Source organism: Cellulomonas xiejunii (genome assembly GCF_024508315.1).
In the GTDB taxonomy this organism is placed as follows: Bacteria; Actinomycetota; Actinomycetes; order Actinomycetales; family Cellulomonadaceae; genus Cellulomonas; species Cellulomonas xiejunii.
In genome coordinates this window covers 940458-954035 of the sequence record NZ_CP101987.1, presented here as the reverse complement: position 1 = coordinate 954035, position 13578 = coordinate 940458, and the positions used below count along the sequence as shown (strand labels likewise).

The following is a 13578-nucleotide window of genomic DNA, read 5'->3' as shown; positions in this document are numbered from 1 at the left end:
TCGGGAGGTTGAGACCTTTGTGCCCTATTTCACCCGTTCTGTGAAACAGTTCGGGTGACCGCGGGTGACGGGCCGCCGTCGTTCGGGTGAACGTCCGGCGCCCGGGTCAGGCCTTCGTGTGGAACCTCAGCTGGGCGGCCTCGAGGCCCTCGAGCACGACGGCCTCGACGGCGTCCGCAGCGCGGTCCACGAGCCACGGCAGGTCCTTGCGCTCCGGGCCCGAGAAGTCCTTGAGGACGAAGTCCGCGGGGTCCTGCCGGCCGGGCGGCCGCCCCACACCCACCCGCACGCGCACGTAGTCCTTGGTGCCGAGCGCCTTCGACGTGTCCCGCAGACCGTTGTGACCGCCCTCCCCGCCGCCACGCTTGAGCCGCACGTCGGCGAACGGGATGTCGAGCTCGTCATGCACGACGACGACGCGTTCCGTCGGCACGTCGTGGTACCGGGCGAGCGCGGCGACGGGCCCGCCCGACACGTTCATGTAGGTGGTCGGCTTGGCGAGGACCACCCGGGGACCGGGGGCGCCACCGGGCAGGGTGCCGAGCCGCGCCTCGGCGGTCGCCGCCTGCGGCCGCCGGCCCAGCAGCCCGCCACCGCGCGCCGCGAACGACACCCCGGTGCGCCGCGCGAGCTCGTCGAGCACCATCTGACCGACGTTGTGCCGGTTGCCGGCGTACTGCGGGCCGGGGTTGCCGAGTCCGACGACGAGCCAGGGTCCGTCGCTCACGGGGTGGTCCTCCAGGAGTACGCGGGGTGCCGGCGACCGGCGGGACAGGACGGGGGCACGACGACGCCCGGCACCGTGGACGGTACCGGGCGTCGTGGTGTGCTGCGGAGGCTCAGGCCTTGTCGGCAGCGGCGGCCGAGGCGGCCGACTGCGTGGCCGCGAGGTCGCTGGCGGCCTCGTCGGCGGCGACGTCCGCGGCCGAGGCCTGCGGGACGCTGATCGTGACGACCGTGACGTCGGGGTCGCCCATGAGCGTGGCGCCCTCCGGGAGGACGACGTCGCCGGCGGTGATGACCGCACCGTCGCCCAGGCCCTCGATCGAGACCTCGACCGACTGGGGCAGGTGCGTCGCCTCGGCCTCGAGGAACAGGGTCTGCGTCTCGACGACGTGGATCGTGCCCGGGGCGGACTCACCGACGATGTGCACCTGCACGTCGACGGAGACCTTCTCGCCCTTGCGCACGATGAGCAGGTCGACGTGCTCGATGATCTGACGCACGACGTCGCGCTGGACGTCCTTGACGATCGCGAGCGTCGACGTGCCGTCGAGGTCGATCGAGTACAGCGCGTTGGAGTGCTTGAGCGCGAGCATCGTCTCGTGGCCCGGCAGGGCGACGTGCAGCGGCTCGGTGCCGTGCCCGTACAGGACGGCGGGGATCTGGTCCGCGCGGCGCAGGCGGCGCGCGGCGCCCTTGCCGAACTCGGTGCGGGCGGCGGCGGCGAGCTTGATCTCGGACACTGGTGCTCCTCAGGCGTGGCGTGGCTCCGCGGTGGTGCGCGGGCCCTGGTACGGCGTGCTGCCCCGTGGGCGATGCCCCTCGGGTGGTGCGGGCACGTGGCCCGGTGGCCTCGACGCGGGACGCAGGACGGGCACGCGGAGGCGACCACCCAGTCGATCACGGAGCCGGGGGCATCACCGGAGATGGTGCTTCCGGTTCGACCGTCCGTCGTCCCTCGCCGAGGCAACCTGACGATCCTACCGGACCTCGGGACCGTCCTCGAACTCCGGGGCCTCGAGCTGACCGTCCTCGGACTCCGCGTCCTTCGACTCCGGCCGGGCCGTCCCGGCGGGTGCGGGCTCGGGCGCCCAGGCCCACCGCACCGTGATCGCAGCCTGCACGGTCTGCTCGCCCGGCTCGACCGGCACCGAGAACGCCTCGGCGCGGGCCGCACGTGCGAAGCGCGGCGCCGCGCCACCGGGCTCGTCCTCGTGCACCCACAGCACCGCTCCGGTCGCGCGTCCCGCGAGCTGCGCGAGGTGCTGGGCTTTGGCCGCGGCGTCCTGCCAGGCCGCCTCCCGCGCGCGGGCCTGCGCCGCGGTCGGGTCGCTGACGACGAGGCGCAGGCCGCCGAGCCGCACGGGTGAGCCCCCGGCCGCCACCGCCCGGCCGACCACGTCCCCCGCGGCACCGACGTCGTGCAACGTCACGACCATGCCGAGCCGGGCCACGACGCGCAGCGACTGCCCGTCGGGGCCGGTCTGCTCGGTCCACGTCGACGTCGGCCCGGTGCGCACGGCACGGTCGTCGACCCCGGCGTCGCGCAGCGCCGCCCGCACGGCCGCGAACGCGTCGGTGGCCTCGCGCAGCGCCACGGCGACGTCGTCGGCGCGGACCTCGGTCGCCAGGTCCGCCACCACGACGTCCGGCACGGCGTCGGCCGCACCGGTGCCGCGCACGGTCACGCCCCCGCGAGGGCGGTCGTCGTGCCGACCGACGTCGTGGGCGTCCCTCATGTCAGGCGTTGCCGTCGAAGAGCGACGTCACCGAGCCGTCGTCGAACACCTCGCGGATGGCTCGCGCGAGCAGCGGTGCGATCGACAGGACGGTGAGCTGCGGGAAGCGGTTCTCCTCGGCGATCGGCAGCGTGTCGGTGACGATGACCTCGCGCGCGCCGCACTCCTGCAGCCGCTCGACCGCGGGGTCCGACAGCACGCCGTGCGTCGCGGCGACGATGACATCCTTGGCCCCGGCCTCGAGGACGACGCGCACGGCACCGGCGATCGTGCCCGCGGTGTCGATGAGGTCGTCGACGATCACGCAGCTCTTGCCCTCGACGTCGCCGACCACCCGGTTGGCCACGGCCTTGTTGGGGCTGCGGATGTCGCGGGTCTTGTGCACGAACGCGAGCGGTCCCCCGCCGAGCTTGGCGGCCCACTGCTCCGCGACGCGGATGCGCCCGGCGTCCGGGGAGACGACGGTGACGTTCGACGTGTCGACGCGCGTGCGCACGTACTCGACGAGGATCGGCTGCGCCCACAGGTGGTCGACCGGGCCGTTGAAGAACCCCTGGGTCTGCGCCGCGTGCAGGTCGACGCTCATGATGCGGTCGGCACCGGCCGTGCGGAACAGGTCGGCCATCAACCGGGCCGAGATCGGCTCGCGTCCGCGGTGCTTCTTGTCCTGGCGCGCGTAGGGGTAGAACGGCGCGACCACGGTGATGGTCTTGGCGGACGCACGCTTGAGCGCGTCGACCATGAGGAGCTGCTCGATCATCCACTGGTTGATCGGCGCGCAGTGCGACTGCAGGACGAACGCGTCGGCGCCGCGCACGGACTCGCCGAACCGGACGTAGATCTCGCCGTTGGCGAAGTCGTACGCCGTCGTCGGCAGGAGCTCGATCCCCAGGGCGTCGGCGACGTCCTGCGCGAGCTCGGGGTGGGCCCGGCCCGAGGCCAGGACCAGGCGCTTCTCCCCGTCGTGGCTGATGATGCCGGTCATCGCTGCTGCCCGCCCTCTGTCGTCGTGCCGCCCGCAGGGGTGTCCGTCGGGTCGTCGAGCTCTACCGGCTGCCCGGGCAGCCGCGGGGGCGGCGTCACGGGGATCGCGGCCGTCGCGGCGCGCTCCAGCTCGGCGCGTGCCTGCGGCGACAGGCCGGCCACGTCCCGCGTGCCCCGGGCCCGCGCGGCCGCCTCGGCGGCGGGCGTCCCCGCGCGCGAGCGGGCGACCCAGCCCTCGATGTTGCGCTGCGAGCCCGCGCTGACGGCCAGTGCGCCCGGCGGCACGTCGCGCCGCACGACGGTGCCCGCGCCGGTGTACGCGCCGTCGCCCACGACGACGGGCGCGACGAACATGTTGTCCGAGCCCGTGCGCGCGTGGGAGCCGATGACGGTCCGGTGCTTGTTGACGCCGTCGAAGTTGACGGTCACCGACGCGGCACCGATGTTCGAGTGCTCGCCGATCGTCGCGTCACCGACGTACGACAGGTGGGGGATCTTCGACCCGGTCCCGATCTGCGCGTTCTTCGTCTCGACGAACGTGCCGATCTTGCCGTCCGCGCCCAGGTCGGTGCCGGGGCGCAGGTAGGCGAACGGGCCGACCGTCGCGCCCGCGCCGATCACCGACAGCGAGCCGTGGGTGCGCACCACGGTCGCGCGCGGGCCGACCTCGACGTCCGTGAGCGTCGTGTCGGGGCCGACCGTCGCGCCCTCGCCGACGACCGTCGCGCCGTGCAGCTGGGTGCCGGGCAGGAGCGTGACGTCCCGCGCGAGCTCGACGTCGACGTCGACCCACGTGGTGGCGGGGTCGACGACCGTGACGCCCTCGCGCATCCAGTCGTCGAGCAGGCGGCGGTTCAGCTCCGCGCGCAGGACCGCGAGCTGGACGCGGTCGTTGACGCCCTCGACGCTCAGCCGGTCGTCGGTGCGCAGCGCGCGCACGTGCCCGCCGTCGGCCCGTGCGATCGCGAGCACGTCCGTCAGGTACACCTCGCCCTGCGCGTTGTCGCGGCCCAGGCGCGCGAGCCCGGCGCGCAGCACGGCGGCGTCGAAGACGTACACCGAGGTGTTGATCTCGGTGATCGCGCGCTCCTCGGGGCTCGCGTCCTTCTCCTCGACGATCCCCAGCACGTCACCCGTGCCGGGCTCGCGCAGGATCCGGCCGTACCCCGTGGGCTCCGGGACCTCCGTGGTGAGCACCGTCACGGCGTTCCCGTCGGCGGCGTGCGCCGCCAGCAGCTCGCGCAGCGTGCCGGCGTCGAGCAGCGGGACGTCACCGGCCATGACGACGACGGCACCGGTGAGGACCGAGTCGGCTGCGGAACCGCCCACGTCGTGCCCCCGCGCGGCGGCGTCGGCCGTGGCCGCCTGCGCCGCGGCGTCGAGCGCGGACATCGCGACCTGAACGGCGCGCCCGGTGCCGGGGATGTCGTCCTGGTCGACGAGCAGCACGTCCGGGTCGACCTCCAGGACGTGCGCGGCGACGCGCTCGCGCTCGTGGCGGACCACCACGGCGATGCGGTCGGGCTCGAGCGCACGGGCCGCGGCAAGCGCGTGCCCCACCATGCTGCGCCCACCGAGGTGATGCAGGACCTTGGGGACGGCGGAGCGCATGCGGGTGCCCTCACCGGCTGCGAGGACGACGACGGCGGCTGGGCGGACGGTCACCAGTGGGTGCTCCTCGCGGATCTGCCCGGAACGGGCGGTGGTTCTGCCGTGATCTGACTCTACCGCTGACGCACGTGCCCCCTGCGCCGACCTCGGCCCCCGCGACGCGTGTCACATCCGCGTGGCCCCGGACGCGACGTCTCGGGTCACCCCATGCCGCACGCCCACCAGTCGTCGTCGAGGTGTACCGGGTCCGCGCAGGCCCAGCCGCGCATGTCCAGCCCGGCCGGGGACCCCGACCGCATGTGGAAGAAGCCCCCGGCGTCGTCGGGGATGCCCGTCCACTGCGGGAAGAAGACGTGGTCCTCCCCGACGTCGACCGTGCCGCGGACCGTCAGGGGCCCGTATCCCTCCGGCAGCGGCAGGTAGCGGCCGTACCCGTCCGCCGTTCCCACCGACACGTCGCCCAGCTGTGCGACGACCGCCTCGTACGCCGGGCGGTGCACCTCGAACGCCACGCGCGTCCCGTAGCCCACCGGACCGGCGACGACGACGTCGGCGGCAGCGACGGCGAGCACCAGGGCGACGGAACCGACACCGGCGCACGCCGCGCCTCGCGCCCCGCGCCGCCGGGCGATGCCGATCGCCGCGACGACCGTCAGCGGGATCGCCACGAGCGCCCCGAGCCCGTAGACCACGGGGACGAAGCCGCGTCGCCAGGTCAGGACGAGCAGGTCGTCCGGCAGCACACCGAGTGACGCCAGCGCCCACGACCAGTGCGACCCTGCGACGGCCACCCACACCAGCAACAGCACGGCGACCAGGACCACGGTCCCCACCTCGCGCCGCCCCGCCCGCGTCGTCCCTGCCGGTGTCGGCTGCACCCGCCGAACCGTAGGGGAACGGAACGCCGGGGTCGTCATACCCTGGGCGGACGTCCGGGAACCGCGCGACCCGGTCGCGCGTTCAGCCCTCGCCGACCCGACCAGGGACGGCCCCCACCCCCGCAAGGAGCACCGTGACGTCGTCGACCCTCGCGACCGTCGAGCCCGTCGAGCCCGCCCGGGCCGTCGAGCCCGTCCAGGCCGCCGCGCCCGTGGAGCCGAGCCGCTCCTACGGAAGCTCCGTCTCCTCGCTGATCTTCTTCTCGCGGTGGCTGCAGCTGCCCCTGTACCTCGGGCTCATCGCGGCGCAGGTCGTCTACGTCTGGCAGTTCCTCAAGGAGCTGTGGCACCTCGTGCAGTTCTCGGTGACGGGGCACGAGGTCCACGGCATGGAGGGCTTCGGCACCGAGGCGACGACGATGCTGGTCGTCCTGGGCCTCGTCGACGTCGTGATGATCTCGAACCTGCTCATCATGGTGATCATCGGCGGCTACGAGACGTTCGTGTCGCGCATGCGCCTCGACGGCCACCCCGACCAGCCCGAGTGGCTGAGCCACGTCAACGCCAACGTGCTGAAGACGAAGCTCGCGATGTCGATCATCGGCATCTCGTCGATCCACCTGCTGCGCACGTTCATCGAGTCGTCCGTGGGCGACGTCAGCGCCGAGACGATGATGTGGCAGACGATCATCCACGTCGCGTTCGTCGCCTCCGCGCTCGCGCTCGCGTGGATCGACCGGATGTCGCAGGGGTCCGCCCCCCGCAACGCCCACTGACGCGGTCGGCGGGCGCGTGCGAGAGTGACCGCGCCCGCCGCCACCGTGCCACCGAGGACCCCGTGCCCCCGCTGACCTACGTCGCCACCCGCCGCTCCGCCCACGCGGGGTACGTGGTCCAGGCGGTCGTCAACAACCTCGCGCCGCTGCTGTTCGTCGTGTTCCACACGTCGCTGGACGTGCCGGTCGCGCAGCTGGGCGTGCTCGCGTCGTTGAACTTCGCCGTGCAGCTGCTCACCGACCTCGTGGCGGTGCGCGTCGTCGACCGCGTGGGGTACCGCCGGCCCCTGGTCCTCGCGCACGCGCTCGCCGCGCTCGGGCTGGTGCTGCTGGCGGTGCTGCCCCTCGTGCTCGCCTCCCCGTTCGTGGGGCTGTGCCTCGCGGTCGTCGTGTACGGCGTGGGCGGCGGCCTGCTCGAGGTGCTCGTGTCGCCCGTCGTCGAGCACCTGCCCAGCCCGTCGGAGACGAAGGCGACGGGCATGGCGCTCGCGCACTCCTTCTACTGCTGGGGACAGCTCGCGGTCGTCGTCCTGACCACCGCGCTGCTCGCGCTGCTCGGCACCGACCTGTGGCCGGTGCTGCCGGTGCTGTGGGCGGTGGTGCCGCTGGCGAACCTCGTCGTGCTCCTGCGCGTCCCGATGCCCGCGACCGTGCCCGACGAGCACCGCACGCCGCTGCGCGCCCTGTTCGGCACGCCGCTGTTCCTCGCAGCGCTCGTCCTCATGACCACCGGCGGTGCGGCCGAGCTGACGATGGCGCAGTGGTCCTCGTTCTTCGCCGAGCAGGGCACGGGCGTGCCCAAGGAGGTCGGCGACCTGCTCGGGCCCGGGCTGTTCGCGCTGCTCATGGGCCTGGGGCGCGCCGCGTACGGGCTGTGGGGCCAGGACGTGCCCCTGCGGCCGCTGCTGGCGGGGTCCGGCGCCGCGGCCGCCGTCTGCTACGTCGTTGCCGCGACCGCGTCCGTGCCCGCCGTCAGCCTGGTGGCGTGCGCGCTGTGCGGGCTCGCGGTCGCGCTGCTGTGGCCGGGGACGTTCTCCCTGACGGCCGCGCGGTTCCCCCTGGGCGGCGCGGCGATGTTCGCGGTGCTGGCGCTCGCGGGCGACGCGGGTGGCACCTTCGGCCCACTGGGCGCCGGGCTGCTCGCGGACCTGGCCGGCGGCCCGCTGGCCGGGCTCGCGACGGCCCTGCCGCCGGACTCCGGCACCGGCCTGCGCGTGGGCATGCTGCTGAGCGCGCTCGTCCCGGTCGTCTTCGCCTTCACGGTCCTGGCGACGGGTCGGCGCGGCGCCGACCGCTGAGACGGGTGCTCAGGTCGCGCGCACGGCACCGGCCCCGCATGGCTCCGCCCCCAGGATTCGAACCTGGACCGCACGGCTCCAAAGGCCGGCGTGCTGCCGTTACACCAGGGCGGATCGGCGCTCCAGTCTGCCAGGTGCGCCACCCGGGACGCCCCGCCGCCCCGGTGTCCTCCGGAAGAACGACCCTGCACGTCACGCCGCACGGCACAATAGACCGATGGCCTCCGATTCCAAGCGGTCCCGCGCGCGCATGACCGGCACCCAGCGGCGCGCGCAGCTGCTGGACGTGTCCCGCAAGCTCTTCGCCGAGAAGGGGTTCGACAACACGTCCGTCGAGGAGATCGCGGCCCGCGCCGAGGTGTCCAAGCCCGTGGTGTACGAGCACTTCGGCGGCAAGGAGGGCGTGTACGCGGTCGTCATCGACCGCGAGATCCAGGCCCTGACGGACGCGCTCACCACGGCCCTCGAGCTCGGTGGGCACCCCAAGGTCATGGTCGAGCGGACCGCGCTGGCCCTCCTGACGTACATCGAGGAGTCCGAGGACGGCTTCCGGATCCTCGTGCGCGACTCGCCGGTCGCCCAGGCCACCGGCACGTTCTCGTCGCTCATCGGCGACGTCGCCTCCCAGGTCGAGCACCTGCTGGGCGCGCAGTTCAAGAAGCAGGGGCTCGACCCGCGCGCGGCCCCGATGTACGCGCAGATGCTCGTCGGCATGGTCGCCCTGACGGGTCAGTGGTGGCTCGACGCACGCAGCCCTCGCAAGACCGACGTCGCGGCGCACCTCGTGAACCTCGCGTGGAACGGGCTCGAGGGGCTGGAGCGGCGCCCTGAGCTGACCAAGCAGCCCACGACGTAGGGCGCCGCCCCACCTCGCGTCAGGGCGCGCGGACCTTGCGGCTGTTCGCACCCTGCATGCGCGAGCTGCGCAGACCCGTACGGGCTCCCGTGCGGACGTCCTGCGCCTGCACGTCGAGCATGTCGGACCGGGTCTCCGACTCGTGGTGGTGGCGCTTGTCCGTGTTGCGGTAGCGCAGGTGCACCCACCCGGCGTACAGCGGCCCGGCGAGCAGCAGCAGGAGCAGCATGACCTTGCCGCTGCCCTCGTCGCTGCTCCCGAGGCTCGCCGTCACGTCCGCGGCTGCCGCGAGCGCCTGCACGCCTGTCATCACGGCCCCCGTCACGTCAGCACCCACAGGACCGCAGCCGCCGCTGCACCGAACACCTCGACGACGCTCGCGACGAGCGCGAGGCGCGGCACGTTGAGCGGCACGCTGCCCATGGTCTCTCCGGTCCGGCCGTTCACGGCCACGTAGTGCAGCAGCGTCGAGCCGTCCCTCTTGGTCTGCAGGTAGCTGTACAGCCACACCGGCAGGTAGGCGCTGACCCAGCGCTCGCCGCGCACGTCGACGTCCGTGGTGTCCCAGCGCACGCCGCGGTCGTAGAAGGCGATGGTCTCGTCGACCCGCCAGCGCGCGATGTCGCTCACCTGGCCGAGCACGGCCGGTCGCAGCACGCCGACGTCGACGTCGCGCCGCTCCGAGGTGAATCCCTGCAGGTAGCGCGGGTCGTACAGCACACCGTTCTCGACGTCGAACGGCAGGATCGTGTTGATCACGTTGTTCGACGTGCGCGCCGTGTCGCGGTCCAGCCGCTGGGCCGAGGACTCGACGGTCAGGTCGTCGACGTGCAGGTCGAAGCTGCGGCGCACGTCGTAGACGTCGGCGTCGTAACGCCGCTCGCTGCGCGTCTTGCCCTCGGAGTCCCGGACCTGCACGGTGTACGACCGGGTCTGGTGCTCGCCCTCGCCCGTGACGGTCGCGTGCGCGTTGACGTCCACCACCATGTACGGCAGGTACACGCCCATGACGTTCTCGGGCTGGAACTCTGCCCGGAACCGCGGGTGGGCGTAGAAGGTCCGCTTGCGGACGAACTCGGCGACGTGCTTGACCGCCTCGTCCTTGGACACGCTGAACGGCAGGAGCATGTCCGGCACCGCACCGTTGGGCACCTGCTCGGTGAGCGACAGCGTGTTGCGGCACCAGTGGCAGCGCGCGTGCACGGCCGCGGTCGTGTCGACGACGACGTCCGCGCCGCACGCCGTGCAGCGCAGCGTCACCGCCGGGTCCGCCGTGACGTCGGCGGTCCCCGAGCCGACGACGACGCCGCTCAGGTCACCGATCGCGCCGTCGAGGTCGAACGCCTGCAGGGCGTTCTGCGTCGACCACTCGAACCGGCAGAAGTTGCAGCGCAGCATGCCCGTCGCCACGTTGAGCGTGGCCTCGCTCGCACCGCACCTCTCGCAGCGGACGATTCCGTCGGTGCCGTCGCCGCCCGTCCGGACGACGCGCTCGCCGTCCGGAACGGGCCGTGGGGCCTGCAGGTCGCTCATGGTTACAGACCGAGCGCCTTGGCCTTGGCGGCGTCGTAGTCACCCTGGGTGATGAGCCCCTGGTCGAGCAGCTGCTTGAGCTGCGTGAGCCGGGCGACCGTGTCGTCGGCCGCCGGTGCGGCAGCCGACGGCGCGGGGGCCGCCGGGGACGCGGGCGCAGGGGCGGTGGGCTGCTGCAGCGCACCGGCCGCGCCACCCGCCGCGTTGAGACCGAGACCCAGCACCGCCATGTTCGCGGCACCGCCGCCGCCCTCGCCCGCGGCCTGCATGCCGCGCGCGACCGACTGCTGGAGGAACGAGTTGCCGCGGGCCCCGCCCAGGGCGTCGGCCTTCTTGACGTCGCTGAGCAGCGCGCGCGTGTCCTCGTCGTACTCGATCGCGGCGATGGCGACCTTCACGATCGTCAGGCCGCGCTCGGAGGTCCAGTGGAACCCCTCCTCGACGGCCCCCGCGAGCGCCACGCCCAGGCCGACGGTGTCGCTCTGGATGCGGGTGATCCGGTTGCCCTGCGACGGGTCGTTCGTGTAGCGCGAGAACGCGCCGGCGAGGGAGCCGACGACCTCGGTGAAGAGCTGGCTCGCGGCCGGGTTGTCCAGGTCGGAGAAGTCGAAGACGGGCCCGCCGGGCGTGAGGTACGTCAGCGGGACGAAGCCCTTGACCAGCAGGATCGGGTCGACGATCTTCAGCGTGTACGTGCCGCGCGTGACCGCACCGACCTGCGCGTTGAGGTACGCGTCGTCCCAGTAGATCTCCGACTGCGTGCCGAAGCGGTTGTTCGGGATCTCCTTGAGGTTCACGTAGAACGCGAGCTGCTGGGAGCCCGGCTGCCCGCCGAACTTGAACCGCTCCCAGGACGTGAGGACCGTCGAGGCCAGGATGCCGTCACCGGCGAACACGGACCGCGAGTTCGGGTCCTGCGAGCGGAACTCGTACCCGCCGGGCTCGGCGACCAGGCCGGTGAGCTGGCCGTCCTGGAAGGTCAGGAGCGCCACGCCCTCGGGCACCACGATGCGGCTGCCGTTCGTGATGATGTTGTCGGACGCCTTGGTGTTCGACCCGCGGCCGGCGTTCTGGCCCCGCGGCACCGCGGGGAAGATCGCGGCGGTCGGCGCCAGACCGTCCGGCGGCGTGAGGAAGTCCTTCCACTGGTCGGCGAACGTCCCACCCAGCGCTCCGGCGAATGCCTTGATGAAACCCACGATGTCCCTCCGGCTGACGGTGCTCCCACTCCCGGCCAGGAAGACGCCCTGGGCCGGACAGCCCGAACGGTATCGCCGCGACCGGCTCGCGGGGCGCGGCGCGGCGTGATCTCACCCCGTGTCGCTGATCAGGACATCCGTGACGTCGGAGTCGTCCCGGTGGCGCGCGAGCCGTTGGGCCCGCCGCAGGTCTCTCGACGTCGACTAACGTTGCGACCATGGCCGAGACCGACACCGGCCGCCCGCCCCGCGACGAGGTCGACCGCATCGTCCTCGCGTGGCAGCGCGAGCGGCCGGACCTGGACGTGCGGCCCCTGACCGTGCTCTCGCGCGTCAGCAGGCTCGCGCGTCACCTCGACCTCGCGCGCCGCCGGGCCTTCGCCCGCCACGGGCTCGAGACGTGGGAGTTCGACGTGCTCGCCGCGCTGCGCCGCGCGGGGGAGCCCTACCGGCTGTCCCCCGGTGCCCTGCTCACGCAGACGCTCGTGACCAGCGGCACCATGACGAACCGCATCGACCGGCTCGCCGAGCAGGGGCTCGTCGAGCGCCAGCCGTCGCCGGACGACCGGCGCGGCGTCCTGGTGCAGCTCACGCCGGCAGGGCTGCAGCGGGTCGACGCGGCGTTCTGCGACCTGCTCGACGTCGAGCGCAGCCTCATCGGTGAGCTGCGGGAGGCGGACCGCGAGCGCCTCGCCGCGCTGCTGCGCGACGTGCTGACGCTGTTCGACGCGTCGTGAGGCTCTCGGCTCCTCGCGACGCATGACCCGCGCCGCCGCCGGACGCGGAGCCCTGCTCGCCGCCCTGCTCCTCGTCTCGCTCAACCTGCGCGGGCCGATCACGGCGCTCGCACCGGTGGTCGAGGACGTCCGCGCCGACCTCGGGCTGACGCCCGCCGTGGCAGGGCTGCTCACCGGGTTGCCCATCCTCTGCTTCGCGGCCCTCACCCCGCTCGCGGCGGTCGCCCTCGCCCGGCTCGGGACGACGCGCATGCTCGCCGGCACGCTCGTGGCGATCCTGCTCGGGACGCTGCTGCGGTCGTTCGGCGACGTCCCGGGTGCGTTCGTCGGGACGCTCGTCATCGGCGCGGCGGTCACGGTCGGCAACGTGGGCGTGCCGATCGTCGTCGCCCGGGACTTCCCGCTCCAGGTGCCGCGCACCATGGGCCTGTTCTCCGCGGTGATGAACGGTGGCGCGGCGCTGACGACGTTCGGCACCGCGCCGCTCGCCGCCGTGCTCGGCTGGCGGTGGGCGCTGGTCGTGTGGGGCGTGCTGACGATCCTCGCGCTGGTGGTGTGGACGCACGTGCACCGCGACGCGGGCGTCGACGCACCCCGGGACGCCGGCGACGTCCCCGACCCGCCGGTCGGCCGCCCGGCGGTCCCGGTGCTGCGCCGTCCCGTGACGTGGCTGCTGTGCGCGGCGTTCGTCGGGCAGTCGGCCGCGTACATGGGCGTCGTCGCGTGGCTGCCGTCCGTGCTGCACGACGACGTCGGCATGAGCCGCACCGCGGCGGGCGCCGCCGCCTCGCTGTTCGCGCTGCTCGGTGTGGCGGGCAGCGTGCTGGCGCCTGCCGCGCTCGCCCGGCGCGTGCCGCCGCGGATCCTCGTCCTGGTCGTCGCCGCGTGCTGGCTCGCGCTGCCCGTGGGCCTGCTGGTCGCGCCCGGTGGCTGGGCGGTGTGGACCGTGCTCGCCGGCCTCGCCCAGGCGGCGAACTTCGTCGTGCTCTTCTCCGTGGTCGCCGCCGTGTCCCGCACGTCCGCGGAGGTCCGCCGGTTGTCCGCGACGGTCCAGACCGTGGGTTACACGGCGGCCGCGGCCACGCCGAGCGTGCTGGGTGAGCTGCACAGCGCGACCGGCGGCTGGACGGCGCCGCTGGTGACGATCGGCGCGCTGCTCGCCCTGATGACCGTCACGCACACGGTCGCCGCGGGTGGCCTGGCGCGCAGGGCGTGAGAGCAGGCGCTCGCGTCAGACCCGGCCG

14 protein-coding genes and 1 tRNA gene are annotated in these 13578 nt (G+C 73.5%); 5 read left to right on the top strand and 10 right to left on the bottom strand.

Annotation, left to right across the window (positions count from 1 at the left end; all coding sequences use genetic code 11):
* Positions 1–106: 106 nt before the first annotated feature.
* From pth to NP048_RS04525, 6 genes are all read right to left on the bottom strand, one after another.
* Entirely contained in the window at positions 107–727 is a 621-nt protein-coding gene (pth, locus tag NP048_RS04550; protein ID WP_227578308.1) for an aminoacyl-tRNA hydrolase, read from the bottom strand.
* A 112-nt stretch (positions 728–839) separates the two neighbouring features.
* Positions 840–1466: a 50S ribosomal protein L25/general stress protein Ctc gene (locus NP048_RS04545; protein WP_227578307.1), complete on the bottom strand. Its 627-nt coding sequence runs from the start codon at positions 1464–1466 to the stop codon at positions 840–842.
* Positions 1467–1703: 237 nt separating this feature from the next.
* Positions 1704–2462 carry an SIMPL domain-containing protein gene (locus tag NP048_RS04540; RefSeq protein ID WP_227578306.1) on the bottom strand — a complete coding sequence of 253 codons (759 nt, stop codon included), beginning with the start codon at positions 2460–2462 and terminating at the stop codon, positions 1704–1706.
* Between the two features lies 1 nt (position 2463).
* A complete protein-coding gene (locus NP048_RS04535) occupies positions 2464–3447 on the bottom strand; it encodes a ribose-phosphate diphosphokinase (protein ID WP_227578305.1) in 984 nt (327 codons plus the stop codon).
* Positions 3444–5114: a bifunctional UDP-N-acetylglucosamine diphosphorylase/glucosamine-1-phosphate N-acetyltransferase GlmU gene (gene glmU, locus NP048_RS04530; protein WP_227578497.1), complete on the bottom strand. Its 1671-nt coding sequence runs from the start codon at positions 5112–5114 to the stop codon at positions 3444–3446. The genes NP048_RS04535 and glmU overlap by 4 nt, the downstream gene beginning before the upstream one ends.
* A gap of 143 nt (positions 5115–5257) precedes the next feature.
* Complete coding sequence (locus tag NP048_RS04525; RefSeq protein ID WP_227578304.1) at positions 5258–5935, bottom strand: hypothetical protein; 678 nt, start codon at positions 5933–5935, stop codon at positions 5258–5260.
* A gap of 134 nt (positions 5936–6069) precedes the next feature.
* Between NP048_RS04525 and NP048_RS04520 the strand changes: the two genes are divergently transcribed.
* Both NP048_RS04520 and NP048_RS04515 read left to right on the top strand, forming a co-directional pair.
* Positions 6070–6711 (top strand): TIGR00645 family protein, encoded by a 642-nt coding sequence (locus NP048_RS04520; RefSeq protein WP_227578303.1) that lies wholly within the window; start codon positions 6070–6072, stop codon positions 6709–6711.
* Positions 6712–6773: 62 nt separating this feature from the next.
* The gene (locus NP048_RS04515; RefSeq protein WP_227578302.1) at positions 6774–8009 is read left to right on the top strand and encodes an MFS transporter; all 1236 of its coding nucleotides are present in this window, start codon (positions 6774–6776) and stop codon (positions 8007–8009) included.
* Between the two features lie 39 nt (positions 8010–8048).
* Here the strand turns inward: NP048_RS04515 and NP048_RS04510 are convergent.
* Positions 8049–8123, bottom strand: a tRNA-Gln gene (locus NP048_RS04510).
* A gap of 103 nt (positions 8124–8226) precedes the next feature.
* Between NP048_RS04510 and NP048_RS04505 the strand changes: the two genes are divergently transcribed.
* On the top strand, positions 8227–8865 hold the full coding sequence (locus tag NP048_RS04505) for a TetR/AcrR family transcriptional regulator (RefSeq protein WP_372456845.1): 639 nt from the start codon (positions 8227–8229) through the stop codon (positions 8863–8865).
* 19 nt (positions 8866–8884) lie between these two features.
* Here NP048_RS04505 and NP048_RS04500 read toward each other — a convergent pair whose 3' ends face one another.
* The 3 genes from NP048_RS04500 to NP048_RS04490 are packed head-to-tail and all read right to left on the bottom strand — an operon-like array spanning position 8885 to position 11597.
* Positions 8885–9175, bottom strand: coding sequence for a hypothetical protein (locus tag NP048_RS04500; RefSeq protein ID WP_227578301.1), 291 nt, complete (start codon positions 9173–9175; stop codon positions 8885–8887).
* Positions 9176–9186: 11 nt separating this feature from the next.
* A complete protein-coding gene (locus NP048_RS04495) occupies positions 9187–10398 on the bottom strand; it encodes a TFIIB-type zinc ribbon-containing protein (protein WP_227578300.1) in 1212 nt (403 codons plus the stop codon).
* Positions 10399–10400: 2 nt separating this feature from the next.
* Positions 10401–11597 carry an SPFH domain-containing protein gene (locus NP048_RS04490; RefSeq protein ID WP_227578299.1) on the bottom strand — a complete coding sequence of 399 codons (1197 nt, stop codon included), beginning with the start codon at positions 11595–11597 and terminating at the stop codon, positions 10401–10403.
* 218 nt (positions 11598–11815) lie between these two features.
* Here NP048_RS04490 and NP048_RS04485 point away from each other — a divergent pair, with 218 nt between their 5' ends.
* Both NP048_RS04485 and NP048_RS04480 read left to right on the top strand, forming a co-directional pair.
* Positions 11816–12334, top strand: a complete 519-nt coding sequence (locus NP048_RS04485; RefSeq protein WP_227578298.1) for a MarR family winged helix-turn-helix transcriptional regulator — start codon at positions 11816–11818, stop codon at positions 12332–12334.
* A gap of 22 nt (positions 12335–12356) precedes the next feature.
* The gene (locus NP048_RS04480; protein ID WP_227578297.1) at positions 12357–13550 is read left to right on the top strand and encodes an MFS transporter; all 1194 of its coding nucleotides are present in this window, start codon (positions 12357–12359) and stop codon (positions 13548–13550) included.
* Positions 13551–13578 lie beyond the last annotated feature (28 nt).

Coding starts and splice junctions, on each gene's coding strand:
- NP048_RS04480 (WP_227578297.1), top strand. CDS start 12,357: ATGACCCGCGCCGCCGCCGGACGCGGAGCCCTGCTCGCCGCCCTGCTC.
- NP048_RS04540 (WP_227578306.1), bottom strand. CDS start 2,462: ATGAGGGACGCCCACGACGTCGGTCGGCACGACGACCGCCCTCGCGGG.
- NP048_RS04495 (WP_227578300.1), bottom strand. CDS start 10,398: ATGAGCGACCTGCAGGCCCCACGGCCCGTTCCGGACGGCGAGCGCGTC.
- NP048_RS04535 (WP_227578305.1), bottom strand. CDS start 3,447: ATGACCGGCATCATCAGCCACGACGGGGAGAAGCGCCTGGTCCTGGCC.
- NP048_RS04500 (WP_227578301.1), bottom strand. CDS start 9,175: ATGACAGGCGTGCAGGCGCTCGCGGCAGCCGCGGACGTGACGGCGAGC.
- NP048_RS04505 (WP_372456845.1), top strand. CDS start 8,227: ATGGCCTCCGATTCCAAGCGGTCCCGCGCGCGCATGACCGGCACCCAG.
- NP048_RS04485 (WP_227578298.1), top strand. CDS start 11,816: ATGGCCGAGACCGACACCGGCCGCCCGCCCCGCGACGAGGTCGACCGC.